This is a genomic window from Muricoccus nepalensis (assembly GCF_006438825.1).
Lineage (GTDB): Bacteria > Pseudomonadota > Alphaproteobacteria > Acetobacterales > Acetobacteraceae > Roseomonas > Roseomonas nepalensis.
The window spans coordinates 38,004-60,794 of record NZ_RCZP01000031.1; the positions used below are offsets into that span (position 1 = coordinate 38,004).

At 70.9% G+C, this 22,791-nt stretch carries 37 protein-coding genes; 3 read left to right on the forward strand and 34 right to left on the reverse strand.

Annotation, left to right across the window (positions count from 1 at the left end):
- Positions 1-30: 30 nt before the first annotated feature.
- On the reverse strand, positions 31-936 hold the full coding sequence (locus tag EAH89_RS22515; protein ID WP_140885954.1) for an NAD-dependent epimerase/dehydratase family protein: 906 nt from the start codon (positions 934-936) through the stop codon (positions 31-33).
- Between the two features lie 16 nt (positions 937-952).
- Positions 953-1,963 (reverse strand): Bug family tripartite tricarboxylate transporter substrate binding protein, encoded by a 1,011-nt coding sequence (locus EAH89_RS22520; RefSeq protein ID WP_140885955.1) that lies wholly within the window; start codon positions 1,961-1,963, stop codon positions 953-955.
- 176 nt (positions 1,964-2,139) lie between these two features.
- On the opposite strand from EAH89_RS22520, the gene EAH89_RS22525 reads away from it, so the two are divergent.
- Together EAH89_RS22525 and EAH89_RS22530 are read left to right on the forward strand one after the other, a co-directional pair.
- On the forward strand, positions 2,140-3,021 hold the full coding sequence (locus tag EAH89_RS22525; protein ID WP_140885956.1) for an alpha/beta fold hydrolase: 882 nt from the start codon (positions 2,140-2,142) through the stop codon (positions 3,019-3,021).
- 94 nt (positions 3,022-3,115) lie between these two features.
- Complete coding sequence (locus tag EAH89_RS22530) at positions 3,116-4,813, forward strand: methyl-accepting chemotaxis protein (protein ID WP_140885957.1); 1,698 nt, start codon at positions 3,116-3,118, stop codon at positions 4,811-4,813.
- A 32-nt stretch (positions 4,814-4,845) separates the two neighbouring features.
- Here the strand turns inward: EAH89_RS22530 and EAH89_RS22535 are convergent, their stop codons facing one another.
- Positions 4,846-5,673 carry an NAD kinase gene (locus EAH89_RS22535; protein ID WP_140885958.1) on the reverse strand — a complete coding sequence of 276 codons (828 nt, stop codon included), beginning with the start codon at positions 5,671-5,673 and terminating at the stop codon, positions 4,846-4,848.
- Positions 5,670-6,533 (reverse strand): carbon-nitrogen hydrolase family protein, encoded by an 864-nt coding sequence (locus EAH89_RS22540; RefSeq protein WP_140885959.1) that lies wholly within the window; start codon positions 6,531-6,533, stop codon positions 5,670-5,672. The genes EAH89_RS22535 and EAH89_RS22540 overlap by 4 nt, the downstream gene beginning before the upstream one ends.
- A gap of 156 nt (positions 6,534-6,689) precedes the next feature.
- Here EAH89_RS22540 and EAH89_RS22545 point away from each other — a divergent pair, with 156 nt between their 5' ends.
- On the forward strand, positions 6,690-7,658 hold the full coding sequence (locus EAH89_RS22545; RefSeq protein ID WP_140885960.1) for a Bug family tripartite tricarboxylate transporter substrate binding protein: 969 nt from the start codon (positions 6,690-6,692) through the stop codon (positions 7,656-7,658).
- A 10-nt stretch (positions 7,659-7,668) separates the two neighbouring features.
- On the opposite strand, the gene EAH89_RS22550 is transcribed toward EAH89_RS22545, so the two are convergent.
- From EAH89_RS22550 to EAH89_RS22695, 30 genes are all read right to left on the reverse strand, one after another.
- Positions 7,669-7,854 (reverse strand): hypothetical protein, encoded by a 186-nt coding sequence (locus EAH89_RS22550; protein WP_140885961.1) that lies wholly within the window; start codon positions 7,852-7,854, stop codon positions 7,669-7,671.
- Between the two features lie 79 nt (positions 7,855-7,933).
- Positions 7,934-8,413, reverse strand: coding sequence for a hypothetical protein (locus EAH89_RS22555; RefSeq protein ID WP_140885962.1), 480 nt, complete (start codon positions 8,411-8,413; stop codon positions 7,934-7,936).
- Entirely contained in the window at positions 8,410-8,835 is a 426-nt protein-coding gene (gene rplQ, locus EAH89_RS22560; protein ID WP_140885963.1) for a 50S ribosomal protein L17, read from the reverse strand. The genes EAH89_RS22555 and rplQ overlap by 4 nt, the downstream gene beginning before the upstream one ends.
- 25 nt (positions 8,836-8,860) lie before the next feature.
- On the reverse strand, positions 8,861-9,886 hold the full coding sequence (locus tag EAH89_RS22565) for a DNA-directed RNA polymerase subunit alpha (RefSeq protein WP_194152359.1): 1,026 nt from the start codon (positions 9,884-9,886) through the stop codon (positions 8,861-8,863).
- Positions 9,887-9,902: 16 nt separating this feature from the next.
- On the reverse strand, positions 9,903-10,301 hold the full coding sequence (gene rpsK, locus EAH89_RS22570; RefSeq protein ID WP_043835425.1) for a 30S ribosomal protein S11: 399 nt from the start codon (positions 10,299-10,301) through the stop codon (positions 9,903-9,905).
- 1 nt (position 10,302) lies between these two features.
- Entirely contained in the window at positions 10,303-10,680 is a 378-nt protein-coding gene (gene rpsM / locus EAH89_RS22575; protein WP_140885964.1) for a 30S ribosomal protein S13, read from the reverse strand.
- A 199-nt stretch (positions 10,681-10,879) separates the two neighbouring features.
- On the reverse strand, positions 10,880-11,530 hold the full coding sequence (locus EAH89_RS22580) for an adenylate kinase (RefSeq protein ID WP_140885965.1): 651 nt from the start codon (positions 11,528-11,530) through the stop codon (positions 10,880-10,882).
- Positions 11,527-12,912, reverse strand: coding sequence for a preprotein translocase subunit SecY (gene secY / locus EAH89_RS22585; RefSeq protein WP_140885966.1), 1,386 nt, complete (start codon positions 12,910-12,912; stop codon positions 11,527-11,529). Before secY ends, EAH89_RS22580 begins: the two co-directional genes overlap by 4 nt.
- Before the next feature lie 97 nt (positions 12,913-13,009).
- Positions 13,010-13,501, reverse strand: a complete 492-nt coding sequence (gene rplO / locus EAH89_RS22590; protein WP_140885986.1) for a 50S ribosomal protein L15 — start codon at positions 13,499-13,501, stop codon at positions 13,010-13,012.
- A 15-nt stretch (positions 13,502-13,516) separates the two neighbouring features.
- A complete protein-coding gene (rpmD, locus tag EAH89_RS22595; RefSeq protein WP_140885967.1) occupies positions 13,517-13,702 on the reverse strand; it encodes a 50S ribosomal protein L30 in 186 nt (61 codons plus the stop codon).
- Positions 13,695-14,348 carry a 30S ribosomal protein S5 gene (rpsE, locus tag EAH89_RS22600; protein WP_140885968.1) on the reverse strand — a complete coding sequence of 218 codons (654 nt, stop codon included), beginning with the start codon at positions 14,346-14,348 and terminating at the stop codon, positions 13,695-13,697. The genes rpmD and rpsE overlap by 8 nt, the downstream gene beginning before the upstream one ends.
- A 12-nt stretch (positions 14,349-14,360) precedes the next feature.
- A complete protein-coding gene (gene rplR / locus EAH89_RS22605; protein WP_140885969.1) occupies positions 14,361-14,723 on the reverse strand; it encodes a 50S ribosomal protein L18 in 363 nt (120 codons plus the stop codon).
- Positions 14,723-15,256, reverse strand: coding sequence for a 50S ribosomal protein L6 (gene rplF / locus EAH89_RS22610; protein WP_140885970.1), 534 nt, complete (start codon positions 15,254-15,256; stop codon positions 14,723-14,725). Before rplF ends, rplR begins: the two co-directional genes overlap by 1 nt.
- Before the next feature lie 15 nt (positions 15,257-15,271).
- Positions 15,272-15,670 (reverse strand): 30S ribosomal protein S8, encoded by a 399-nt coding sequence (gene rpsH, locus EAH89_RS22615; protein WP_140885971.1) that lies wholly within the window; start codon positions 15,668-15,670, stop codon positions 15,272-15,274.
- 15 nt (positions 15,671-15,685) lie between these two features.
- Positions 15,686-15,991: a 30S ribosomal protein S14 gene (gene rpsN / locus EAH89_RS22620; RefSeq protein WP_140885972.1), complete on the reverse strand. Its 306-nt coding sequence runs from the start codon at positions 15,989-15,991 to the stop codon at positions 15,686-15,688.
- Positions 15,992-16,057: 66 nt separating this feature from the next.
- Positions 16,058-16,654: a 50S ribosomal protein L5 gene (rplE, locus tag EAH89_RS22625; RefSeq protein ID WP_140885973.1), complete on the reverse strand. Its 597-nt coding sequence runs from the start codon at positions 16,652-16,654 to the stop codon at positions 16,058-16,060.
- Positions 16,651-16,965: a 50S ribosomal protein L24 gene (gene rplX, locus EAH89_RS22630; RefSeq protein ID WP_140885974.1), complete on the reverse strand. Its 315-nt coding sequence runs from the start codon at positions 16,963-16,965 to the stop codon at positions 16,651-16,653. Before rplX ends, rplE begins: the two co-directional genes overlap by 4 nt.
- Complete coding sequence (rplN, locus tag EAH89_RS22635; protein ID WP_043835401.1) at positions 16,965-17,333, reverse strand: 50S ribosomal protein L14; 369 nt, start codon at positions 17,331-17,333, stop codon at positions 16,965-16,967. The genes rplX and rplN overlap by 1 nt, the downstream gene beginning before the upstream one ends.
- Positions 17,330-17,635 (reverse strand): 30S ribosomal protein S17, encoded by a 306-nt coding sequence (gene rpsQ, locus EAH89_RS22640; RefSeq protein WP_140885975.1) that lies wholly within the window; start codon positions 17,633-17,635, stop codon positions 17,330-17,332. The genes rplN and rpsQ overlap by 4 nt, the downstream gene beginning before the upstream one ends.
- A gap of 16 nt (positions 17,636-17,651) precedes the next feature.
- On the reverse strand, positions 17,652-17,858 hold the full coding sequence (rpmC, locus tag EAH89_RS22645) for a 50S ribosomal protein L29 (RefSeq protein WP_140885976.1): 207 nt from the start codon (positions 17,856-17,858) through the stop codon (positions 17,652-17,654).
- 3 nt (positions 17,859-17,861) lie between these two features.
- A complete protein-coding gene (rplP, locus tag EAH89_RS22650) occupies positions 17,862-18,284 on the reverse strand; it encodes a 50S ribosomal protein L16 (protein WP_140885977.1) in 423 nt (140 codons plus the stop codon).
- Positions 18,285-18,308: 24 nt separating this feature from the next.
- Entirely contained in the window at positions 18,309-18,989 is a 681-nt protein-coding gene (gene rpsC / locus EAH89_RS22655) for a 30S ribosomal protein S3 (RefSeq protein ID WP_043835393.1), read from the reverse strand.
- 1 nt (position 18,990) lies between these two features.
- Positions 18,991-19,389: a 50S ribosomal protein L22 gene (gene rplV, locus EAH89_RS22660; RefSeq protein WP_140885978.1), complete on the reverse strand. Its 399-nt coding sequence runs from the start codon at positions 19,387-19,389 to the stop codon at positions 18,991-18,993.
- A 1-nt stretch (position 19,390) separates the two neighbouring features.
- Complete coding sequence (gene rpsS / locus EAH89_RS22665) at positions 19,391-19,669, reverse strand: 30S ribosomal protein S19 (RefSeq protein WP_043835390.1); 279 nt, start codon at positions 19,667-19,669, stop codon at positions 19,391-19,393.
- 5 nt (positions 19,670-19,674) lie between these two features.
- Positions 19,675-20,511, reverse strand: coding sequence for a 50S ribosomal protein L2 (rplB, locus tag EAH89_RS22670; protein WP_140885979.1), 837 nt, complete (start codon positions 20,509-20,511; stop codon positions 19,675-19,677).
- Positions 20,512-20,514: 3 nt separating this feature from the next.
- Positions 20,515-20,811 carry a 50S ribosomal protein L23 gene (locus tag EAH89_RS22675; RefSeq protein ID WP_456306524.1) on the reverse strand — a complete coding sequence of 99 codons (297 nt, stop codon included), beginning with the start codon at positions 20,809-20,811 and terminating at the stop codon, positions 20,515-20,517.
- A gap of 29 nt (positions 20,812-20,840) precedes the next feature.
- The gene (gene rplD / locus EAH89_RS22680; RefSeq protein ID WP_140885980.1) at positions 20,841-21,461 is read right to left on the reverse strand and encodes a 50S ribosomal protein L4; all 621 of its coding nucleotides are present in this window, start codon (positions 21,459-21,461) and stop codon (positions 20,841-20,843) included.
- 10 nt (positions 21,462-21,471) lie between these two features.
- The gene (gene rplC / locus EAH89_RS22685; RefSeq protein ID WP_140885981.1) at positions 21,472-22,158 is read right to left on the reverse strand and encodes a 50S ribosomal protein L3; all 687 of its coding nucleotides are present in this window, start codon (positions 22,156-22,158) and stop codon (positions 21,472-21,474) included.
- Positions 22,159-22,178: 20 nt separating this feature from the next.
- Positions 22,179-22,493: a 30S ribosomal protein S10 gene (gene rpsJ / locus EAH89_RS22690; protein ID WP_043835383.1), complete on the reverse strand. Its 315-nt coding sequence runs from the start codon at positions 22,491-22,493 to the stop codon at positions 22,179-22,181.
- A gap of 1 nt (position 22,494) precedes the next feature.
- Positions 22,495-22,791, reverse strand: a 297-nt coding sequence (locus EAH89_RS22695; RefSeq protein ID WP_456306523.1) for an EF-Tu C-terminal domain-related protein, incomplete at its 5' end; no start/stop codon positions are given.

A 22,791-nucleotide genomic window follows, 5' to 3' on the forward strand; every position in this document is an offset into this window, starting at 1 on the left:
GGGGCCGGCGGCGTTGCTGTGTCCGGCGGTTCAGGCGGAGAGGCGCGCCGCGTGGGCGCGGATGATCGGCTCCAATCCCTCGTCGGCCAAGTCCTCCGAGAAGGCCGGGTGCAGCGTGCCGAGGCGCGCCGGCCATCCTTCCACCAAGCGCGCGACGCGGTGGTCGGGCCGGCAGGTGATCCCGCGGCCGTCGATCCCCATCCCGGCCAGCACCTCGAGCGCGGCGGCGGCGGAGCCGGCGAGCGAGGGAACGTGGAGGAGGCGGGCCGGCACCGTGCCCAGCGCGGCGCGCAGGACGAGGCCCGTGACCGCCCGCAGCGAGGCCACAGGAATCGCGTGCGCCGGCGGCAGGGGCGCGGCGAAGGGCCGGCCGCGAAGGGCCGCGTCGATGAGGTCGGAAAGGAAGCCCGCGCCGGGCGGGGCCGTCCGCGCGGCCGTGCGGACGAGGGTGACGGGAAGGCGCAGGACCACGGCGTCGGCGCCGTCCTGCCGCGCCGCGTCCTGCAGGAGCCGCTCGGCGGCGAGCTTCGTCGCGCCGTAGACGGAGCGCGGCGCGGGCGCCGCGTCTTCCCGGGCCACCGCCTCCCCCGCGCCGAGGACGGCGATGCTGGAGAGAAGGAGGATCCGCGGCGGCGCGGGCTGCGCGGCCGCCCAGCGCAGCACGGCGCGGGTGCCCTCCTGGTTGATCCGGCACGCGGCCGCGGGATCGGCCTCGCTGGCCTGGCTCGTCAGGGCGGCGGCGTGGACGACGAGGTCCGCCGCCGGCGCCACCCGCTCGATCGCGCCGATGTCCGCGGCGATAAAGCGCGTGCCGGCCGCGTCGGCGGGCGCGACGCGGTCGAGCCCCGTCACCGCCTCGACCCGCGGGTCGGCCGCGAGGGCCGCGGCGATGTGGGCGCCCAGGAAGCCCGCGGCGCCCGTCACGAGGGCGCGCACGGCGCCAGCGCGCCCCTTACTCCGGCTTTACGTTGGCAGTGCGGATGACCTCGGCCCAGCGGGCGATGTCCTCCCGCAGGAAGGCGGCCATGGCGTCGGCCGGGCGGACGTTGACGGTCATGCCCACCTCGGTCGTCCGGACCCGGACGGGCTCGCGCGCCATGGCGGCGAGGGTCACCTCGCGCAGCCTGGCGAGCGCGGGCGCCGGCACCGCGGCGGGGGCGAAGAGCCCGAACCACGCGTCCGCCTCCACGCCCGGCACCCCGGCCTCCGCCAGGGTGGGCAGCGCGGGAAGGTGCGGGGAGCGGTTCGGCGAGGCGACCGCCAGGGCGCGCAGCTTGCCCGACTGGACCTGGGTGAGGACCGTCGGCGCCGTGGCGAAGGAGAGCTGGACATGCCCGCCGAGCAGGTCGTTCAGCATCGGCGAGGAGCCGCGGTAGGGCACGTGCACCATGTCCACGCCCGTCTTCGCGCGGAAGAGCTCGAGGGTGAGGTGGGAGGCGGAGCCCTGTCCCGTCGAGGCGCAGGTGAGCTTGCCCGGCTGGGCGCGCGCCAGCGCCAGCAGCTGCGCGACGGTCTCGGCCGGGACGTCCGGCCGCACCACGAGGATGTGCTGGAGGTCGGCCAGCCCCGCGATCGGCGCGAAGTCCCGCACCGGGTCGTAGCCGCCGCCGTCCGGCAGGAGGGAGATGTTGGTGGCGTGGGTCTGGTTGGAGGCGAGCATGATGGAGGTGCCGTCCGCCGCGCCGGTGGCCACCCGCCGCGTGCCGATGGCGCCGGCGCCGCCCGCGATGTTCTCCACGATCACGGGGGCGTTCAGGTCCTTCGCCATCTCCGCCGCCACCAGCCGCGCGAGGACGTCGGTCGGCCCGCCCGCCGGGTAGGGCACGACCAGCGTCACGGGCCGGGCGGGGGACCAGGTGGGTTGCGCCAGGGCCGGGCGGGCGGGCGCTGGCGCCAGGAGGAGGGCCGGCAGCGCCAGCGCGCGGCGGCGCGCGAGGCGGGGCGACATGGGGCGGAGGCTCACGGCGGGATCCTTTCCCTTCCTGGTGGTTCGCGGCCTCGGCGGCGCTGGGGCGGGAGCGATGGCACGGATTGACGGCGGGGGGAACGGGCTGACGCGCGGTCCCGGCCGGGGCAGGATGCGCGCCGGCCGCCCGGCGCCCGCCAGGGGGCGGGCCCGGCGGCCGCGTGGGAGGCGGCATGATCTTCGAGGGCTTCACGCTCGAGACCCGGGAGGCGAACGGGGTTCCGGTCCGCCTCCGGCGCGGCGGCGACGGCCCGCCGCTGCTCCTGCTGCACGGGAACCCGCAGACCCACGCGATGTGGCACCGCGTGGCGCCGGTGCTGGCGCGGCGCTTCACGGTGGTCTGCCCGGACCTCCGGGGCTACGGCTTCAGCGGCAAGCCCGCGCTCTCGCCGGACAGCGCGGCCTTCTCCAAGCGCGCCATGGCGGCGGACCTGGCGGCGCTGATGGAGGGCCTCGGGCACCGGCGCTTCGGCGTGGTCGCGCATGACCGCGGCGCGCGGGTGGCCCATCGCCTGGCGCTCGACCACGCGGCCCTGGTGGACCGGCTCTGCGTCATGGACATCGTGCCCACGCTCGCGCATTTCGAGCGCACCGACATGGCCTTCGCCATGGGCTACTGGCACTGGTTCTTCCTCGCCCAGAAGCACCCGCTGCCGGAGCGGATGATCCGGCGGGACGTGGAGGACTGGTTCCGGCTGCAGACCTCGCGCGAGCCGAAGGACGACGGCTTCTTCCACCCGGAGGCGCGGGCCGACTACCTGGCGGCGCTGCGGCTCGAGGGAACCGTGGAGTCGATCTGCGAGGACTACCGCGCGGCCGCGGGCATCGACCTCGACCACGACCGAGCCTCCCGCGCGGCCGGCGAGCGGGTGCGCTGCCCCCTTCTCGTGCTCTGGGGCGCCAAGGGCCGGATCGGCACCTGGTACGAGCCCCTGAAGATCTGGCGCGACTTCGCGGACGGGACGATCGAGGGCCATCCGGTGAACAGCGGCCACTACCTCGCCGAGGAGGCCCCCGGGGAGGTGCTGGAGGCGCTGGACGGCTTCCTCGGCTGACCGGGAGTCGGCCGGCCCGCCTTTCCGCCCCAAGGAACGAAGATTTCACCATTCCGCGTCAGGATCGGCTCCCCACGGCTCCCGGGACATTCCGATGCGCAGACCCTCGTTCCGCCTTTTCGACCGCGTGCCGCTCAACGCGCGCCTCATCGGGGGGGCGCTCCTGCTGCTCGCCCTGTCCCTCGGCAGCAGCAACTGGCTGCTCCTCCAGAAGGCCGAGTCGGAGCTCACCGAGCAGCTCCTGCTCGGCGTGCAGTCCCGGCTGAACATGCTGGTCGAGCGGATCAAGGAGCTCGGCCCGCTCGAGGAGCGCGCGGACGGCCTCTACGCCGGGCCGCAGCGCCTGAACGGCTGGAGCGAGGGCGTGGAGCTGCTGGAGCGGGCCAGCGGCAACTCGGCGGCCATCATGCACCACGACGTGCGCGTCGCGGTCAGCGGCGTCATGGCGCCGCGCGTCCTCAACACGAAGGTGACCGAGCCGGCGGTGGTCGAGGGGGTGCTGCGCCGCGGCGAGCCGGTCGTGGTCCGGTTCAAGCTCGACGGCGTGCCCCGGATCTCCCGCTTCATCCCGCTGAAGGACGCCCAGGGGCGGGTGCTGGGCATGATCGCCCACGGGGCGACCCTCGCCCAGATCGACGAGGCCCTGGCCGGGATGCGGCTTCGCGCCGGCATCATCGGCGGGGGCGCGGTCGTGCTGGGCGGGCTGGCCATGTGGCTGCTGATCGGCGCCTCGCTGCGGCCCATCGGGCGCCTGGCCTCGGCCGTGCAGGGCGTGGCCGACGGCAACACGACGGTCGACGCGCACACGGTCGCCGCCAGCACGCGGCGCGACCAGATCGGGGTGCTCGCCCGCGCGGTCTCGGCCATGCAGAACGTCCTCGGGCGGGCGCGCGAGGTGGAGGCCGAGGCGGCCGCGCGCCACGAGCAGGCCGCGGCCCGGGAGCGCCAGGCGACGATGGACCTCGCCGAGAACGTGCAGCAGGGCCTGGAGAGCATTGCGCAGCGCGTCCAGGCTTCCGCGGCGGCGGTGCGCGACGGCGCGGCCGCGCTGACGGAGCTCGCGGCGAGCACGGCCCAGCGCGCGGAGGCCGGGACGGTCAGCGCCCGCGAGACCGCGCAGAGCACCGGCACGGTCGCCGCGGCGGCGGAGGAGATGGCCGCCTCCGTGCAGGAGATCGCCCGGCAGGTTTCGGAGGCGGCGGCGGTCGCGGCGAAGGCGGTGACGCAGGCGCGCGCGACGGACGCCACCGTGCGCGGCCTGGCCGAGGGCGCGGCGCGCATCGGCGACGTGGTCCGGCTGATCAACGACATCGCCGGGCAGACGAACCTCCTCGCCCTCAACGCGACGATCGAGGCGGCGCGGGCGGGCGAGGCCGGGCGCGGCTTCGCGGTGGTCGCGAGCGAGGTGAAGAGCCTCGCCACCCAGACCTCCAAGGCGACGGAGGAGATCGGGGCGCAGATCGCGGGCATGCAGGCCTCGACCACGGCGGCGGTGGAGGCGATCCAGGGCATCGGCGGCACGATCGACACGCTGTCCGGCATCGCCGGGAGCATCGCGACCGCCATCGAGCAGCAGCACGCCGCGACGCAGGAGATCGCGCGCAGCGTGGCGGGCGCGGCGCAGGGCGCCGCGGCGGCGGACCGGACGATGGGGGAGATCGCGACCGCCACCGACGACTCGCGCCGGGCGGTGTCCGGCCTGCAGCGGACCAGCGACGAGATGGCCGCGAGCGGGGAGGCCCTGCGCTCGGAGATCGGCGCGCTGGTGACCCGTCTGCGCCACGCCGCCTGAGCCGGCCGGGGACGGGCACGGCCGGCCCGTCCTCAGACCGTGAACTGCTCGGCCAGGATGCGCTCCGGCAGGCCGTGGTCGGGGTCGAAGAGCATCGTGAGGCGGTGGGTGGTGGTCTCGCAGATCTCCACCCGCCGCACGTCGCGCACCTCGGTGTAGTCCGCGACCGCGGCGACGGGGCGCTTCTCCGTCTCCAGGATCTCGAAGGCGACGGAGGCGTTGCCGGGCAGCAGGGCGCCGCGCCAGCGTCGCGGGCGGAAGGCGGAGATCGGCGTCATCGCCAGGAGGTTGGCGCCGAGCGGGATGATCGGGCCGTGGGCCGAGAGGTTGTAGGCCGTGCTGCCCGCCGGCGTCGCCACGAGGATGCCGTCGCAGATCAGCTCGGGCAGCCGCACCTTCCCGTCCACGAGGATGCGGATCTTGGCGGCCTGCCGCGTCTCCCTGAGGAGCGAGACCTCGTTGATGGCGAGCGCCTCCTCCACCAGGCCCTCGGCGTTCGTGGTGCGCATCCGCAGGGGCTGCAGGAGGGCGGCCTGGGCCGCGCGAAGCCTCTCCGGCAGGCTGTCCTCCCGGTAGGGATTCATCAGGAAGCCCACGCTGCCGCGATTCATGCCGTAGACGGGCAGGTTGCGGCCGAGGAAGCGGTGCTGGGTCTCCAGCATGGCGCCGTCGCCGCCCAGCGCGACCACGACCGCCGCGTCCTCGATCGGGCAGTCCCCGTAGAGCGCCGCGAGGCGTTGATGGGCCGCGGCTCCCTCGGGCGTCGCGGCCGAGTGGAAGGCGATGCGGCCGCCGAGATCCGCGGGCAGCTCGCGCGGCGCGTCGGGGTCGGGGGCGCCGCCGAGAAGGGCCGCCGTCATGCCGTCGGCGCGGCCGGTCGGTGGTCCAGGGGAAGGCGGCGGTGCTCCAGCACGGGCATGTCCGCGCGGACGCGGGCCGTGATCGCCGGGTCGATCCGCGCCGTGGCCCAGCCGGTGCCGTCCGAGCACTTGGCGACCACGTGGCCCCAGGGATCGCAGATGAGCGAGTGCCCGAAGGTGTGGCGCGGGCCCTTGGGCTCCATGTGCTGGCCCCAGGTGGCGGGCGCGGCGATCCAGCACTGCGTCTCGATGGCGCGCGCGCGGACGAGGACCTCCCAATGATCCTTGCCGGTCTGGAGGGTGAAGGCCGCGGGCAGGAAGATCAGTTCGGCCCCGGCCTGGCGGAGCGAGAGGAAGAGCTCGGGGAAGCGGACGTCGTAGCAGATGGCGAGGCCGCAGGCGGTGTCGCCCGCCCGCGCCGTGACCACCGCGCTGCCCGCGTCGTAGGTGCTGCTCTCCCGGTACCCGGTGCCGTCCGGCGCCGTGATGTCGAAGAGGTGGAGCTTGCTGTAGCGCGCCACCTCCCGCCCGTCGGGCGCGAAGAGCAGGCTGGTGTTCCGCAGCCGGTCGCCCACCCGCTCGCCGATGCTGCCGCCGTGGACGTGGATCCGGTTGGCGACCGCCATGGCCCGCAGCGCCTCGTAGGCCTCCCCGCCCCGGGCGTTGGAGCCGGGCTCGGGCAGGAGCTCGGCCGCGGCCAGCTTGGTGGCCCGGTCCCCACCGAGGCAGGTCCAGATCTCGGGCAGGGCGACGATGTCCGGCCGGTCGGCCTCGATGGCGGCGGTGGACAGGCGCTCCGCCTGGGCGATGTTGGCGGCCTTGTCGGCGCCGGGGTTCATCTGCACGACGCTGACGCGCATTCAGGGCTCCGAGTGGCAGGGTCTCTGTCCGGGCGCATCAAGCGCGCGCCGGCGGGCGGGGGCAAGGGTGCCGCGGACGGTGCCGCGCCGTCCCCGGACTTGACGGCGCCGGCCGGCGCGGCCTCCATCCGCGGCAAGCAGCTTGGGGAGGCCCGGATGATTGGTCGTCGCGCACTCGCGGGGGGAGCAGCGGCCCTGTCGCTGCCGGGCCGGGCCCGGGCACAGGCCGCCTTTCCCAGCCGGCCGATCCGGCTGATCGTGGCCTTCGCGGCCGGCGGGGCGGCGGACAGCGCGGCGCGCGTCCTCGCCCCGAAGATGGGGGAGCGGCTGGGCGTCTCCGTGGTGGTGGAGAACCGCACGGGCGGCAGCGGCTCGAACGGGGGCGCCGCCGTCGCCCAGGCCGCGCCGGACGGGCACACGCTGCTCTGGGACGCCTCCTCGCACATCGTCAACCCGAGCCTGCTGAAGGGCCTCTCCTTCGACTACACCACCGCCTTCCTGCCGGTGACCCTGGCCACCACCTTCCCGCAGGTGCTGGCCGTCAAGGCCGACAGCCCGGCTAGGAGCGTGGCGGAGTTCGTCGTGCTGGCGAAGGCCCGGCCCGGCGCGCTCAACATCGGCACCCAGGGGAACGCGACCGCCGGGCACCTCGCCCTCGCGCAGCTGCAGCGCCTAGCCGGGATCGAGCTGACCCACGCGCCCTATCGCGGTGGGGCAGATGCCGCGCGGGACCTCGCGGCGGGCGTGCTGGACGGGGCCTTCATCACCGCGCTGTCCGCCGGGCCGATCGCCGATTCCGGCCGCGCGCGCCTGCTGGCCGTGGCGACGGACGCGAGGCTCCCGTCCCGCCCGGCGGTCCCGACCTTCGCGGAGGCGGGCATCCCCGGCCTGACCATCGCCGAGTGGTGCGCCCTCTTCGCCCCCGCCGGCACGCCGCTCCCCGTGGCGGAGCGATTGCACGCCGCCGTGGCCGGGGCGCTGGCCGATGCGGAGGTGCGGGCGCGGCTGGAGCAGATCGTGGCCCTTCCCGTCGGCTCGTCCCCGGCCGAGTTCGCGCGCTTTGTGCGCGAGGGGCGCGAGGCCATGGCGACGCTCGTGCGCGAGGCGGGAATTCGCGCGGAGTAGCCGTGCCGTCTCAGGCCATCCGGTCCGGCGGCCCGCCAGACCCCGCCTTGGCCGCGATCCCGCTGACGATCGCGACCACGAGCGCCACCCCGGCCACCGCGAGAAGAGCCAGCGAGAAGCCGAACTGCAGCACCCGCGCGAGGATCGCGAGGAGGACGAACACCACGGCCAGGCCAATCGTCCAGCGCATCATCATGGGAACCGTTCCTTCCGCGTGAGAGGGTGGAACGGGAGGAACAGCCGGCCGTTGCGGCCGGTCGCCCCGCTGGCGCGGGCTACTCCGCCCGGAAGTGACGAAGATCGGGCGCGACCGCCAGCACCGCCTCCGCGAGCGGCGCGGGCCAGGGCGCGCGCCGAACCGGCACCGTCAGGCTGGCCTCGCCCTCGTCGAGGAGCAGGAGGTAGAGCCGCTCCGTCTGAGTGTCGTATCCAAGGAAAAGCCCGGCCGTTGCGCAGTCCCCGCCGTCGCAGGTCCAGCCGAAGACGTAGCGCTCCTCCGCGGTCTGGAGGGCGGCCGGCGCGGCGGCGCGGAGGTGCCGTAGAACGTAGGTCTGCCGGCCCCGCGTCACCGAGCGGAGGATCACGACGACATCGGGGTGCGCGGCCAGCGCCGGGACCGGCTGCCCGGCCAAGCCCAGGGGAGAGGGCGCGCGGTCCACCTGCGCCGCGGCCGAGCCCGCCAGCAGCACGAAAAGAAGAAGGGCGAGTGGTTGCCCACCCGCCCTTCGTCCAAGCCATCGCCGAAGCGTCTTCACGCCTCCGCGGTCTCCTCCTCGGCCACCTCGGGCCGCGGGCCGCTGTCGAGGCCCTTGGCGGCCACGTCGCGCTCGATGAGCTCGATCACGGCCATCTGCGCGGCGTCGCCGTAGCGGATGCCGGCGCGCAGCACACGGGTGTAGCCGCCCGTGCGGGCCGCGTAGCGCGGGGCCAGCGTGTCGAACAGCTTGCGGACCACCAGCGGGTCGCGGATCTGCGCGGCCGCCTGGCGGCGGGCGTTCAGGTCGCCGCGCTTGCCGAGCGTGATGATGCGCTCGACATAGGGACGCAGCTCCTTCGCCTTCGGCAGCGTGGTGGTGATCTGCTCGTGCTTGAGCAGGCTGGTCGCCATGTTCCGGAACATGGAGATCCGGTGGCTGGATGTGACGTTGAGCTTCCGCCCGGCCATTCCGTGACGCATTGTCTCTACCCTTCCCGGACGGCCGTCAGAACGGCTCGTCCACCTTCCGCGCCAGATCTTCGATGTTTTCCGGCGGCCAGCCGGGGACGTTCATGCCGAGGCCGAGACCCATGGAGGTGAGCACCTCCTTGATCTCGTTCAGCGACTTGCGGCCGAAGTTCGGCGTGCGCAGCATCTCCTGCTCGGACTTCTGAACGAGATCGCCGATGTAGACGATGTTGTCGTTCTTCAGGCAGTTCGCCGAGCGGACGGAGAGCTCCAGCTCGTCGACCTTGCGGAGCAGGTTGCGGTTGAACGGCAGGTCGTCCTCGACCTCGGCGGCCCGCGCCTCGCGCGGCTCGTCGAAGTTGATGAAGAGCTGCAGCTGGTCCTGCAGGATGCGCGCGGCGAGCGCCACGGCGTCATCCGGCGCCACGGTGCCGTCCGTCTCGACCGTCAGGACGAGCTTGTCGTAGTCTGTGCGCTGGCCGACGCGGGTCGGCTCCACGCGGTAGGCCACGCGGCGCACCGGGGAGTAGATCGCGTCCACCGGGATGAGGCCGATCGGCGCGTCCTCGGGACGGTTCTCGGACGCCGGGACATAGCCCTTGCCGGTCGCGACGGTCAGCTCGGCGTTGAGCTTCGCGCCGTCGTCGAGCGTGCAGATGACCAGATCCGGGTTGGCGATCTCGATGTCGCCGGTCACCTGGATCTGCCCGGCCGTCACCTCGCCCGGGCCGGTCGCGGTGAGGGAGAGGCGCTTGGAGCCCTCGCCCTGCATGCGGATGGCTAGGCGCTTGATGTTCAGGACGATGTCGGTGACGTCCTCGCGGACGCCGGGAAGGCTGCTGAACTCGTGCAGCGCGCCCTCGATCTGCACGGCCGTCACCGCCGCCCCCTGGAGGGAGGACAGCAGGATGCGGCGCAGCGCGTTGCCGAGCGTCATGCCGAAGCCGCGCTCCAGCGGCTCCGCCACGATGGTGGCCGTGCGGGAGGGGTCGTTGCCCCCTTCCACGTCGAGACGCTCGGGCTTGATCAGGGAACGCCAGTTGCGATCCATCGCGCCACTCATGGTGGTGGTTCCCCTCTCAGACCCGACGGCGCTTGCGGGGGCGGCAGCCGTTGTGCGGGATGGGCGTCACGTCCTTGATGGCCGTCACGTAGAAGCCGACGGCCTGGAGGGCGCGCAGCGCGCTCTCACGGCCCGAACCGGGGCCCGAGACCATGATCTCGAGCGTCTCCATGCCGTGCTCGCGGGCCTTCTTGCCCGCGTCCTCGGCGGCCACCTGGGCGGCGTAGGGCGTGGACTTGCGGCTGCCCTTGAAGCCCTGGGAGCCCGAGGACGACCAGGCGATCGCGTTGCCCTGGCTGTCCGTGATCGTGACGATCGTGTTGTTGAAGGAAGCGAGGACGTGCGCCACGCCGGAAGAGATGTTCTTCCGTTCCTTCTTGCGCGGGCGGGACCCGGCGTTCGGCTGACGCGCCATCTTACTTCGTCACCTTCTTCTTGCCGGCGATCGCGACCGCCTTGCCCTTGCGGGTGCGGGCGTTCGTGTGCGTGCGCTGGCCGCGCACCGGCAGGCCGCGGCGATGGCGGAGGCCGCGGTAGCAGGCCATGTCCATCAGGCGCTTGATGTTCATCGCGACCTCGCGGCGGAGGTCGCCCTCGACGCGGTAGTCGGTGTCCAGCGTCGCGCGCAGGCGAAGCAGCTCGTCCTCGGAGAGCTGGTTCACCCGGCGCTCCTCGGGGATGCCGAGCTTCGCGCAGATGTCGGCCGCGTTCTTGGGGCCGATGCCGAAGATGTAGCGCAGCGAGATCTGCACGCGCTTGTTGTCGGGGATGTTCACGCCGGCGATACGCGCCACGGTGCTCTCCTGGAGCGTTCGCTCCGTTCGGGCCGGTCGGCGAAGCCGCCCGGCGAGGTGATCCTGACCCGGCCGCGGCGGCGGCAGGGCCAATCGGTGGAAGACGGGAACCGTCCGTGCAAGCGGGATCGCGGCTAGGTGGGGCCCGCCGCGAAGAGGGGCGATTTAGGCGGCCCGCGCCGCCGAGTCAAGCCAGGAGTCAGTGGCCATCGAGGATGGCCTCGAGCTGGCTGGCCACCGTGCCCATGTCGGCCATGCCGTCGACCTGGCGGAGCTTGCCCTGGGCCTCGTAGTAGGGGAGCAGCGGCGCCGTCTGGCGGTGGTAGGCCTCGAGGCGCGCGGCCACCGTCTCGGCCTTGTCGTCCGCGCGGCGGATGAACTCGTGGCTGCCGCAGACGTCGCAGGCGCCCTCCTTCTGCGTCGGCTTGAAGCGATCGTGGTAGCCGGTGCCGCAAGAGGCGCAGGTGAAGCGCCCCGCGATGCGGTCCACCAGCGCCGCGTCGTCGACCTTCAGCTCGATCACGTGGTTCAGGGCGAGGCCCATCTCCGCCAGCATGACGTCCAGCGCCTCGGCCTGGGGGACCGTGCGCGGGAAGCCGTCGAGGATGAAGCCGCTCGCGCAGTCGGGCTTCTGGACCCGCAGCGCCAGCATCGCCGTGATGATCGCGTCCGGCACGAGGTCGCCGCGCTCCATGATGGCGCGGGCCTCGCTGCCGATGGCCGAGCCGGACTTCACCTCCGCCCGCAGCATGTCGCCCGTCGAGATCTGGGCGATGCCGTGCCGGTCCTGGAGGGTCTTGGCCTGGGTCCCCTTCCCCGCTCCCGGCGGGCCAAGAAGTATCAGGTTCATCGCCGGGCGCTTCCTCCACGGGGGGTGACAGGGGCAGGGCCGCCGCGCCCACCGACGCGGGACTTGCGAATCAGCCCCTCGTACTGATGCGCGAAGAGATGGGACTGCACCTGGGCCACCGTGTCCATCGTGACGGAGACGATGATCAGCAGGCTGGTGCCGCCGAAGTAGAAGGGGACGCCGTACTGGCTGATGAGGAATTCGGGGATGAGGCAGACGATGCAGAGGTAGATGGCGCCGACCAGGGTCAGGCGGCTCAGCACGCGGTCGAAGTACTCGGCCGTCGCCGCGCCCGGGCGGATGCCGGGGACGAAGCCGCCGTACTTCTTCAGGTTGTCCGCCGTCTCCTGCGGGTTGAAGACCACCGCCGTGTAGAAGAAGGCGAAGAAGATGATCAGGGCGACGTAGAGCCCCATGTAGAGCGGCTGACCGTGCGCGAGCAGCGCCGCCATGCGGGTGATCCAGGTGTCCTCGCCCTGCGTGGCCGCGAAGCCCGAGAAGGTCGCCGGCAGCAGCAGGAGGGAGGAGGCGAAGATCGGCGGGATCACGCCGGCGGTGTTCAGCTTCAGCGGCAGGTGCGTCGAATCGCCGCCGAACATGCGGTTGCCGACCTGGCGCTTCGGGTACTGCACGGGGATCTTCCGCTGCGCGCGCTCCATGAAAACCACGAAGGCGATCACGGCCAGGGCCATCAGCAGGAAGAAGATGATGAAGAAGGGGCTCAGCGCGCCGGTGCGGCCGAGTTCCAGCGTGGAGACCAGCGCGTGCGGCAGGTTGGCCACGATGCCCGCGAAGATGATCAGCGAGATGCCGTTGCCGACGCCCCGCGCCGTGATCTGCTCGCCCAGCCACATGAGGAACATCGTCCCGCCGACGAGGGTCGTGATGCAGGAGACGCGGAAGAAGAGGCCGGGGTCGAGCACCGCCGCCCCGAAGTTCCCGCGCATGCCCTCGAGCCCGATGGCCAGCCCGTAGGCCTGGAAGAAGGCGATGAGCACAGTCAGGTAGCGGGTGTACTGGTTGAGCTTCTTCCGCCCAGACTCGCCCTCCTTCTTGAGGGCCTCCCAGGAGGGGATCGCCGCGGACATGAGCTGTACGATGATCGAGGCGGAGATGTAGGGCATGATGTTGAGCGCAAAGACCGTCATCCGGCCGAGCGCGCCGCCCGTGAACATGTCGAACATGCCGAGGATGCCGCCGCCGTGCTGCGACAGGATCTCGGCCATGACGGCCGCGTCCACGCCCGGCACCGGGATGTAGGTGCCGAGGCGGTAGACCAGCAGGGCCCCCAGGGTGAACCAGAGCCTGCTCTTCAGCTCGGTCGCTCGCGAGAGCACGCCGAGGTTGAGATTGGCCGCGAGCTGCTCGGCGGCGGACGCCATGGGAATGCCCTCTCTCACGACTGCGGCGCCGGGGGATTTTACCCGCGGCGCCGCAGAAAGGTCCAATAGATCAGGTAGCGGCCGCTACCCACCGCGATCAAGCCGCGGGGGTTTCCTCGGCCGCCGCCGCCTCGCGAACCGTCACGCTGCCGCCGGCGGCCTGCACCGCGGCGATCGCCGCCGCCGAGGCCCCGGCCACCGAGACGGTCACGGGGCGCGTGATGCTGCCCTTGGCCAGCAGGCGCACGCCGGCCTTCTTGCCGAGGCGAACGAGCCCGGCCTTGACCAGCGCCGTCTCGTCCACCGTCTCGCCGGCCGGAAGGACGCCGGACTCCAGCGCCTTCTCGATCGAACCGACGTTGATGACCGCGTACTCGACCCGGAACAGGTTGTGGAAGCCGCGCTTGGGCAGGCGGCGGTACAGCGGGAGCTGACCACCCTCGAACCCGTTCAGCGAGACGCCCGTGCGGGCCTTCTGGCCCTTGACGCCGCGGCCGCTCGTCTTGCCCTTGCCGGAGCCGATGCCGCGACCGATGCGCTTGAACTTCGGGCGGGCGCCCTCGTTGTCGCGCAGCTCGTTGAGCTTCAATGGGAGCTTCATGGCTCAGCCCACCTTGATCAGATGCGCGACCTTGCGGATCATCCCGCGCACGGCGGGGGTGTCCTCGAGCTCACGCGTCCGGTTCATCTTGTTCAGGCCGAGGCCAATCAGCGTCTCTCGCTGACCGGGCTTGCGGCCGATCGGCGACCCGACCTGGGTCACCTTCACGGTTGCCTTGGTGTCAGACATTGCCGGCCTCCGCCGTCGTCTCCGCGGCGCCGCCACGGGGCGGGTTGGGGAGAAGGTCGGCCACCTTCTTGCCGCGACGGGCCGCGACCGCCCGGGGGGAGGTGCAGCGCGCCAGGCCGGCGAAGGTCGCCTTGACCATGTTGTGCGGGTTCGTGGTGCCCGTGCACTTCGCGACGACGTCGCCCATGCCCAGGACCTCGAAGACGGCGCGCATCGGGCCGCCCGCGATGATGCCGGTGCCGGCCGGGGCCGCGCGCAGGATCACGCGGCCCGCGCCGAACTCGCCGATGATGTCGTGGTGCAGGGTGCGGCCCTCGCGCATCGGCACGCGGATGAGGCCGCGCTTGGCCCGCTCCGTCGCCTTGCGGATCGCCTCGGGCACCTCGCGCGCCTTGCCGGCGCCCCAGCCCACCCGGCCCTTCTCGTCACCGACCACGACCAGGGCGGCGAAGGAGAAGCGACGGCCGCCCTTCACCACCTTGGCGACGCGGTTGATGGTGACGAGCTTGTCCTTGAACTCGTCGTTCTCGCGATCGCCGCCACGGTTGTCGCGGTTGTCGTCGCGGCGGCCACGGCCTCGGCGGCGGTCGGCGTCGCCGCCCTCGCCACCCGGACGCGGCGCGTTGGAACGCGGTGCGTATGCCATTCTATCGGCTCCTCAGAACGACAGCCCGCCCTCGCGGGCGCCGTCCGCCAGGGCCTTGACCCGGCCGTGATAGATGTAGGGACCGCGGTCGAAGACCACCTCGGTCACGCCGGCGGCGAGCGCGCGCTCCGCCACCAGCTTGCCGATGGCCGTCGCCGCGTCGAGGTCGGCCCCGGTGCGGCCCCCCTCGCGGATGGGCTTCTCCAGCGTCGACGCCGCGGCGAGCGTGCGGCCCGCCTTGTCGTCGATCACCTGGGCGTAGATGTGCCGGCCCGAGCGATGGACGGAAAGGCGCACGCGCCCCGCCCCCTTCAGCTTGATCTGGTAGCGCGTGCGCGAGCGACGGCGCTGCGTCAGTGCGAGCTTGTTCGGCATTACTTCTTCTTACCCTCCTTCCGGAGGATCGTCTCGTTGTCGTACTTGATGCCCTTGCCCTTGTAGGGCTCGGGACCGCGGTACGCCCGGATCTCCGCCGCCACCTGGCCGACGCGCTGCTTGTCTGCCCCCTCGACCTTGATCGCCGTGGGGCGCTCGGTCGTGATCTTGATGCCCTCGGGGATCGTGTAGCGGATCTCGTGGCTGTAGCCGAGGTTCAGGACGAGGTCCTTCCCCTGCACCGCCGCGCGATAGCCGGTGCCCGTGATCTCCATGGACTTGGTGAAGCCCGTCGAGACGCCCGTGACCATGCTGTTGATGAGGGAGCGCGTGGTGCCCCACATCGTGCGCGCCGCGCGGTCGTCGCCGCGGGGCGCCACGGCGACTTCGCCGTTCTCGATGGTGACGTCCACCTTGTCCGTGACGGGAAGGCGCAGCTCGCCGAGCTTGCCCTTCGCCACGATGGTGCGGTCCTCGAGCGTGATGGTCACGCCCGACGGAACCTTCACCGGATACTTACCGACGCGAGACATGTTCCCTGCCCTCCGTCAGAACACGCGGCAGAGGACTTCGCCGCCAACATTGGCGGCGCGTGCCTCGAGGTCGCTCATCACGCCGCGGGGCGTGGAGAGGATGGAGATGCCAAGGCCGTTGTAGACCTTCGGGAGCTCCTTGATCTTGGAGTAGACCCGGCGGCCCGGCTTGGACACGCGGGTGATCTCCTTGATCGCGGGCTCGCCCTCGGCGTACTTCAGCTCGATGTCCAACACCTTGATGCCGGGACGGAGCTCCTCGCCGCGGTAGCCGCGGATGTAGCCCTCGCGCTTGAGGACGTCGAGGACGTCCGAGCGCAGGCGGGAGGCCGGCGAGACGACGCGCGACTGGCGCGCGCGCAGGCCGTTGCGAATGCGGGTGAGCATGTCACCCAGCGGATCGGAAAGCTGCATTTGTGCCTTCCTCCCTTACCACGAGGCCTTGGTGAGGCCGGGAATTTGACCGCTGGACGCGAGCTCCCGCAGCATGTTCCGGCTGAGCTGGAACTTGCGGTAGTTGCCGCGCGGACGACCGGTGAGCGCGCAGCGCAGGCGAACGCGGACCTTAGCCCCGTTGCGCGGAAGCTGCGCCAGCTTGAGGGTCGCCTCGAAGCGATCCTCGACCGGCAGCTCGCGGTCCATCACCACCTTCTTCAGGGCGGCCCGCTTGCCCGCATGCGCCTTAGAGAGGCGCTTACGCATGTTGTTCTTCTCGACTGACGAAGTCTTTGCCATTCGATCAGTATCCTCCGGAACCTGTCCGGGCCTTGCGAAGTGCGCCAGCCCGGCGGTTTTCCAAGATCAGTTGACGAAGGGAAGCCGGAAGCCCTTGAGCAGGGCCTTCGCTTCCTTGTCCGTCTTCGCCGTGGTGACGAAGACGATGTCCATGCCGCGGACGGCCTCGACCTTGTCGTAGGCGATCTCGGGGAAGATGATCTGCTCCTTCAGGCCCATGGCGTAGTTGCCACGGCCGTCGAAGCCCTTGCCCGAAATGCCGCGGAAGTCGCGGACGCGCGGCAGCGCGATGGTGACGAGGCGGTCCAGGAACTCGTACATCCGGGCGCGCCGCAGCGTCACCTTCGTGCCAATCGCCTGGCCCTCGCGGATCTTGAAGCCCGCGATCGCCTTCTTGGCCTTCGTCTTGACCGGCTTCTGGCCGGCGATGACCGTCAGCTCGGCGACGGCGGCGTCAAGCTTCTTCTGGTCGCCGGCAGCCTCGCCGACGCCCATGTTGATGACGATCTTCTCCAGCTTCGGAACCTCCATCTGGTTCTTGTAGCCGAACTCCTCGATCAGCGCCTGGCGGATCGAGGCGAAGTATTCCTGCTGCAGGCGGGGCTGCTCGGCGGCGATGTTCTCGCCGCGAACCTTCTCCTGCGTCTCCTGCGTGTCGCTCATGCGATCACCTCGCCGGAGGCCTTCGCCACCCGGACCTTCTTGTCACCGTCCACGCGGAAGCCCACGCGGGTCGGCTTGTCGCTCTTCGGGTCGATCAGCGCCAGGTTGGAGAGGTCGATGGACGCCTCCTTCTCCTGGATGCCGCCGGGCTGGTTCATGCCCTGCGGCTTGGTGTGGCGCTTGACCATATTCACGCCCTGCACGACGGCGCGGTTCGCCTCGGGCAGGACGGACAGCACCTCGCCGCGCTTGCCCTTGTCCTTGCCGGTCAGGACCTGGACGCGATCGCCCTTGCGGATCTTCGCCGCCATCACAGCACCTCCGGAGCCAGGGAGATGATCTTCATGTACTTCCGGGCCCGCAGCTCGCGCACGACCGGGCCGAAGATGCGGGTCCCGATCGGTTCGTTCTGCTTGTTGATCAGAACGGCCGCGTTGTTGTCGAAGCGGATGGCGGTGCCGTCCACGCGGCGCACGGGATAGGCGGTCCGGACGATCACGGCCCGGTGGACCTCACCCTTCTTCACCTTGGCGCGGGGGATGGCGTCCTTGATCGAGACGACGATGATGTCGCCGACCGAGGCCGTCTTGCGCTTGGACCCGCCGAGCACCTTGATGCACTGCACCTTGCGCGCGCCGGAGTTGTCGGCGACGTCGAGGTTGGATTCGACCTGGATCATGCCGACACCTGCTCGCCGATTTCGATGTCATCGAGTGGCTCGTAGGCGGCCGGGCGCGCCACGGCCTCGCCGTTGCGCTCGATCACCAGCCAAGACTTGCGCTTGGAGATCGGACGGCACTCCTCGATGGAGACCGTGTCGCCCTCGCGGCACAGGTTGGTGTCGTCATGCGCGGCGTACTTCTTGGAACGCCGGATGAACTTCTTGTAGAGCGGGTGCATCACGCGACGCTCGACCAAGACCGTCACGGTCTTGTCCTGCTTGTCGCTCGTGACCCGCCCGGTGAGGACGCGCTTCGGCATGTGCCGCGGTCTCCTCTCAGGGCTTCTGGGAAGTGCGGGCCTGCTGGCCCAGCACGGTCTTAACACGGGCGATGTCCCGGCGCACGGCCCGGATTCGCCCAACAGCCTCCAACTGGCCCGTCGCCCGCTGGAAGCGCAGGTTGAACTGCTCCTTCCGGAGGTCGAGCAGCATGGTCTTCAGCTCATCCGCGGTCTTCGCGCGGACATCGGAGATCTTGGTCATCGATCAGGCCTCCGCCGCGCCCAGACGGGCCACGACCTTCGTCTTGATCGGCAGCTTCGCCGCGCCAAGGGCGAGCGCCTCGCGCGCGACCTCCTGGTTGACACCGTCGATCTCGAACATGATGCGGCCCGGCTTGATCCGGACCACCCAGAACTCGGGCGCGCCCTTGCCCGAGCCCATGCGGACCTCGGCCGGCTTGGAGGAGACGGGCACATCCGGGAAAATCCGGATCCACACGCGCCCCTGGCGCTTCATGGCACGGGTGATCGCGCGGCGGGCCGCCTCGATCTGCCGGGCGGTCACCCGCTCCGGCTCCAGCGCCTTCAGGCCGTAGCCGCCGAAGGAGAGCGTGAACCCGCCCTTGGCGTTGCCCTTGATGCGGCCCTTGTGGGCCTTTCGGTACGTCGTGCGCTTCGGCGACAACATGTTACGTGTTCCTCAGTCCGTCGCTCAGCGCTGCGGCGCCTGCTCGGCGGCGCGCTTGTCCTGGGCCATCGGGTCGTGGCCGAGAACCTCGCCCTTGAAGATCCAGACCTTGACGCCGCAGGTGCCATAGGTGGTCTTCGCGGTCGCGACCCCGAAGTCGATGTCGGCGCGGAGCGTGTGCAGGGGCACGCGGCCCTCGCGGTACCACTCCATGCGCGCGATCTCCGCGCCGCCCAGCCGGCCGCCGCAGTTGATGCGAATCCCGCCGGCGCCGAGGCGCATGGCGGACTGCACGGCGCGCTTCATGGCGCGGCGGAAGGCGACGCGACGCTCGAGCTGCTGTGCGATGCTCTCGGCCACCAGGGTGGCGTCCAGCTCCGGCTTGCGGATCTCGACGATGTTCAGCGACACCTCGGCCCCGGCCATCTTCGCCAAGTCCTTGCGAAGCTGCTCGATGTCGGCGCCCTTCTTGCCGATCACGACGCCCGGGCGGGCGGCGTGGATCGTCACGCGGGGCTTCTTCGCCGGGCGCTCGATCACGACCTTGGCCACGCCCGCGCCCTTGAGGCGGTCGCGCAGCGTGCGACGCAGCTTCAGGTCGTCGTGGAGCAGGCCGGCGTAGTCGGCGTCGCCGGCGTACCAGCGGCTGTCCCAGGTGCGGTTGATGCCGAGCCGGAGCCCGATCGGATTAACTTTGTGACCCATGTTACGCGGCCTCCTCGGCCACCGGCACCGGCTGCTGCTCGGCGACGACGATCTTCAGGTGGCTGAACCACTTCTCGACACGGGCGGCCTTGCCGCGGCCGCGCGCCTGGAAGCGCTTCATGACGATCGAACGGCCCACCTCGACCCGAGCCACCACCAGCTTGTCGACGTCGAGGCTGTGGTTGTTCTCGGCGTTCGCGATGGCGCTCTCGAGCGTCTTCTTCACCGTGTCTGATATGCGGCGCTTGCTGAAGGTCAGCGTGGCGACGGCATCCTGGGCGCGGCGGCCGCGGATGAGGCCGGCCGCGAGGTTCAGCTTGCGCGGGGAGACGCGGATGTTCCGCGTCACCGCCTGGGCCTCGGTGTCGGCGAGGCTGCGCTCGTGCTTCGGCTTGCTCATCTCAGCCCCGCTTCGCCTTCTTGTCCGACGAGTGGCCGGTGAAGGTGCGCGTCGGCGAGAACTCGCCGAACTTGTGGCCCACCATGTTCTCGGACACCTGGACGGGGATGAACTTCTTGCCGTTGTAGACGCCGAAGACCAGCCCGACGAACTGCGGAAGGATGGTGCTGCGGCGGGACCAGATCTTGATGATCTCGTTCCGGCCGGAGTTCCGCGCCGTCTCCGCCTTGTTCAGCAGGTAGCCGTCGACGAACGGCCCCTTCCATACGCTGCGCGACATCGCGGTCAGCCCTTCTTCGCAGTGCGGCGACGGACGATGAGACGATCCGTGCGCTTGTTGGTGCGGGTCTTGTAACCCTTCGTCGGCTTGCCCCAGGGGGTGACCGGGTGGCGGCCGCCCGAGGTCCGGCCCTCACCACCGCCGTGCGGGTGGTCGACCGGGTTCATGACGACGCCGCGGTTGTGCGGGCGAAAGCCCATCCAGCGGCGACGCCCGGCCTTGCCGAGCTGCTGGTTGGAGTTGTCCGGGTTCGACACCGCGCCGATCGTTGCCAAGCACTCGGCGCGGAGCAGCCGCACCTCGCCCGACATCAGCTTTACCTGGGCATAGCCGGCGTCCTTGCCAACCAGCTGGCAGTAGGTCCCGGCGGAGCGGGCGATCTTCGCGCCGGCGCCGGGCTTCATCTCCAGCGCGTGCACGATGGTGCCCACGGGGATGGAGGCCAGCGGCATCGCGTTGCCCGGCTTGATGTCCACGCGGTCGCCGGCGATCACCTGGTCGCCCGCCTTCAGGCGCTGCGGCGCGATGATGTAGGCGAGTTCGCCGTCCTCGTACTTGAGGAGCGCGATCCAGGCGGTGCGGTTGGGGTCGTACTCCAGCCGCTCGACCGTCGCGGGCACGTTGAACTTCGTGCGGCGCTTGAAGTCGACGTAGCGGTAGGACTGCTTGTGTCCGCCGCCACGGAACCGGACGGTCGTGCGGCCGTGGTTGTTGCGGCCGCCGGAGTGGCTCTTGCCCTCCGTCAGCCCCTTAACCGGCTTGCCCTTCCAGAGCTCGGACTTGTTGACCAGCACCGTGCCGCGAAGGCTCGGCGTGACCGGCTTGAATTGCTTGAGCGCCATGGCTTACGCGAGCCCCGTCGTCAGATCGATGCTCTGGCCGTCGGCCAGGCTGACGATCGCCTTCTTCCAGTCGGACCGCTGGCCCGGACGACCGCGGAACCGCTTCGACTTGCCCTTCACCACCACCGTGTTCACGGCGGTGACGTTGACGCCGAAGAGCTTCTCCACAGCGGTCTTGATCTCGGGCTTCGTGGCGTCGAGCGTCACCTTGAAGGTGACCTGACCCGTCTCGTTCAGGACCGTCGCCTTCTCGGTGATCACCGGGGCGACGATCAGCTGGTACATCCGCTCCGGCGTCACTACCGGCGCCTTGCGGGTTGCGTGTGCGCTCACGACAGGCGCTCCTTCAGGGCCTCGACGCCCGCCCGCGTAACCGCGAGCACGTCGTGGTGGAGGATGTCATAGACGTTGGCGCCGACCGTCGGCATCACCTGGATCTTCGGCAGGTTGCGCGCGGCGCGCAGCAGGCCCTCGTCCGGGGTGGCGTCGAACACCAGGGCGCTGGTCCAGCCGAGGACCTTGAGCTGCGCGACCAGGGTCTTGGTCTTGGCGGCGTCGCCGGGCGCGGCGGCGTCGAGGATGACGAGCTTGCCCTCGGCTGCCTTCTGGCTCAGCGCGCTGATCAGGCCCAGGCGGCGGACCTTCTTCGGCAGGCTGTACTCGTGGCTGCGGACGACCGGGCCGTGGACCACGCCACCGGTGCGGAACTGCGGCGCGCGGAGCGAACCCTGACGGGCGTTGCCCGTGCCCTTCTGGCGATAGGGCTTCTTCGTCGTGCCGGAGACCTCGCCCATGCCCTTCACCTTGTGGGTGCCGGCACGGCGCTTGGCGAGCTGCCAGTGGACGACGCGCGCCATGATGTCGGTGCGCGGCTGGGCGCCGAAGAACTCGTCGGGAAGCTCGATCTCGCCGGCCTCGGCGTTGTCGAGGGTGATGACCTTGATCTGCATCGCTCGATCCTCAGGCCGCGGCCGTCGGGTACGGCGCGTCGGCGTGACGCTTCCGCTTCACGGCGTCACGCACCATGACCCAGCCGTTGGCGGCGCCGGGGACGGCGCCCTTGATGAAGAGGATGTTCCGCTCCACGTCGACGCCGGCCACTTCCAGGTTCTGGGTGGTCACGCGCTCAACGCCAAGATGGCCAGCCATCTTCTTATTCTTGAAGACCTTGCCCGGATCCTGGCGGTTGCCGGTCGAACCGTGCGAGCGGTGGCTGATCGACACGCCGTGCGAGGCCTCGAGGCCGGCGAAGTTCCAGCGCTTCATGGCACCGGAAAAGCCCTTGCCCTTGGTCACGCCGGTGACGTCGATCTTCTGGCCCTTCACGAAGTGCGCGGGGGAGAGCTTCGCGCCCGCCTCCAGCACCGCGTCATCGGCCACGCGGAACTCGACCACCTTCATCGGGGCCTCGACGCCGGACTTGGCGAAATGGGCCCGGTTGGGCTTGGAGACGTTCTTCGGCTTCGCGTGCCCTGCGCCCAGCTGCACCGCGGTGTAGCCGTCCTTGTCGGTGGAACGCACCGCCACGACGCGAACGTCATCCACGTGCAGCAGCGTCACCGGCACGGTGGAGCCGTCGTCGTTGAAAAGCCGGGACATGCCCAGCTTCCGGGCGATCAGGCCAGTGCGGCCATCTTTCGCGGCCATGGTGTATGCGCCCCTCAGACTCAGATCTTGATTTCGACGTCCACGCCCGAGGCGAGGTCGAGCTTCATCAGCGCGTCCACGGTCTGGGGAGTGGGGTCGACGATGTCGAGCAGACGGCGATGAGTCCGGATCTCGAACTGCTCGCGCGACTTCTTATCGACGTGCGGAGAACGGTTCACGGTGAACCGCTCGATGTGCGTGGGGAGCGGGATAGGGCCCCGCACCCGCGCGCCGGTCCGCTTCGCGGTGTTCACGATCTCCCGCGTGCTGCCATCCAGCACGCGGTGATCGAACGCCTTGAGACGGATCCGGATATTCTGGGCGTCGGCGGCCATCTTACTTCTCGATGCTCGCGACGACGCCGGCGCCGACGGTGCGGCCGCCCTCGCGGATGGCGAAGCGCAGGCCCTCGTCCATGGCGATCGGGGCGATCAGCTCGACCGACATCGACACGTTGTCGCCCGGCATCACCATCTCCACGCCCTCCGGCAGCTGCACCACCCCCGTCACGTCGGTCGTGCGGAAGTAGAACTGCGGGCGGTAGTTCGTGAAGAACGGCGTGTGGCGACCGCCCTCCTCCTTCGTCAGCACGTAGGCCTCGGCCTTGAACTTGTTGTGCGGCTTGATCGAGTT

Bases quoted from the DNA above. Each gene is read 5' to 3' on its own strand.
- EAH89_RS22525 (WP_140885956.1), top strand. From the start codon at position 2,140: ATGATCTTCGAGGGCTTCACGCTCGAGACCCGGGAGGCGAACGGGGTT.
- EAH89_RS22530 (WP_140885957.1), top strand. From the start codon at position 3,116: ATGCGCAGACCCTCGTTCCGCCTTTTCGACCGCGTGCCGCTCAACGCG.
- EAH89_RS22535 (WP_140885958.1), bottom strand. From the start codon at position 5,673: ATGACGGCGGCCCTTCTCGGCGGCGCCCCCGACCCCGACGCGCCGCGC.
- EAH89_RS22540 (WP_140885959.1), bottom strand. From the start codon at position 6,533: ATGCGCGTCAGCGTCGTGCAGATGAACCCCGGCGCCGACAAGGCCGCC.
- EAH89_RS22545 (WP_140885960.1), top strand. From the start codon at position 6,690: ATGATTGGTCGTCGCGCACTCGCGGGGGGAGCAGCGGCCCTGTCGCTG.
- EAH89_RS22550 (WP_140885961.1), bottom strand. From the start codon at position 7,854: ATGATGATGCGCTGGACGATTGGCCTGGCCGTGGTGTTCGTCCTCCTC.
- rplQ (WP_140885963.1), bottom strand. From the start codon at position 8,835: ATGCGTCACGGAATGGCCGGGCGGAAGCTCAACGTCACATCCAGCCAC.
- EAH89_RS22565 (WP_194152359.1), bottom strand. From the start codon at position 9,886: ATGAGTGGCGCGATGGATCGCAACTGGCGTTCCCTGATCAAGCCCGAG.
- rpsK (WP_043835425.1), bottom strand. From the start codon at position 10,301: ATGGCGCGTCAGCCGAACGCCGGGTCCCGCCCGCGCAAGAAGGAACGG.
- EAH89_RS22580 (WP_140885965.1), bottom strand. From the start codon at position 11,530: ATGAACCTGATACTTCTTGGCCCGCCGGGAGCGGGGAAGGGGACCCAG.
- secY (WP_140885966.1), bottom strand. From the start codon at position 12,912: ATGGCGTCCGCCGCCGAGCAGCTCGCGGCCAATCTCAACCTCGGCGTG.
- rpmD (WP_140885967.1), bottom strand. From the start codon at position 13,702: ATGTCTGACACCAAGGCAACCGTGAAGGTGACCCAGGTCGGGTCGCCG.
- rpsE (WP_140885968.1), bottom strand. From the start codon at position 14,348: ATGGCATACGCACCGCGTTCCAACGCGCCGCGTCCGGGTGGCGAGGGC.
- rplR (WP_140885969.1), bottom strand. From the start codon at position 14,723: ATGCCGAACAAGCTCGCACTGACGCAGCGCCGTCGCTCGCGCACGCGC.
- rplF (WP_140885970.1), bottom strand. From the start codon at position 15,256: ATGTCTCGCGTCGGTAAGTATCCGGTGAAGGTTCCGTCGGGCGTGACC.
- rpsH (WP_140885971.1), bottom strand. From the start codon at position 15,670: ATGCAGCTTTCCGATCCGCTGGGTGACATGCTCACCCGCATTCGCAAC.
- rpsN (WP_140885972.1), bottom strand. From the start codon at position 15,991: ATGGCAAAGACTTCGTCAGTCGAGAAGAACAACATGCGTAAGCGCCTC.
- rplE (WP_140885973.1), bottom strand. From the start codon at position 16,654: ATGAGCGACACGCAGGAGACGCAGGAGAAGGTTCGCGGCGAGAACATC.
- rplX (WP_140885974.1), bottom strand. From the start codon at position 16,965: ATGGCGGCGAAGATCCGCAAGGGCGATCGCGTCCAGGTCCTGACCGGC.
- rplN (WP_043835401.1), bottom strand. From the start codon at position 17,333: ATGATCCAGGTCGAATCCAACCTCGACGTCGCCGACAACTCCGGCGCG.
- rpsQ (WP_140885975.1), bottom strand. From the start codon at position 17,635: ATGCCGAAGCGCGTCCTCACCGGGCGGGTCACGAGCGACAAGCAGGAC.
- rpmC (WP_140885976.1), bottom strand. From the start codon at position 17,858: ATGACCAAGATCTCCGATGTCCGCGCGAAGACCGCGGATGAGCTGAAG.
- rplP (WP_140885977.1), bottom strand. From the start codon at position 18,284: ATGTTGTCGCCGAAGCGCACGACGTACCGAAAGGCCCACAAGGGCCGC.
- rpsC (WP_043835393.1), bottom strand. From the start codon at position 18,989: ATGGGTCACAAAGTTAATCCGATCGGGCTCCGGCTCGGCATCAACCGC.
- rplV (WP_140885978.1), bottom strand. From the start codon at position 19,389: ATGAGCAAGCCGAAGCACGAGCGCAGCCTCGCCGACACCGAGGCCCAG.
- rpsS (WP_043835390.1), bottom strand. From the start codon at position 19,669: ATGTCGCGCAGCGTATGGAAGGGGCCGTTCGTCGACGGCTACCTGCTG.
- rplB (WP_140885979.1), bottom strand. From the start codon at position 20,511: ATGGCGCTCAAGCAATTCAAGCCGGTCACGCCGAGCCTTCGCGGCACG.
- rplD (WP_140885980.1), bottom strand. From the start codon at position 21,461: ATGCAGATCAAGGTCATCACCCTCGACAACGCCGAGGCCGGCGAGATC.
- rplC (WP_140885981.1), bottom strand. From the start codon at position 22,158: ATGGCCGCGAAAGATGGCCGCACTGGCCTGATCGCCCGGAAGCTGGGC.
- rpsJ (WP_043835383.1), bottom strand. From the start codon at position 22,493: ATGGCCGCCGACGCCCAGAATATCCGGATCCGTCTCAAGGCGTTCGAT.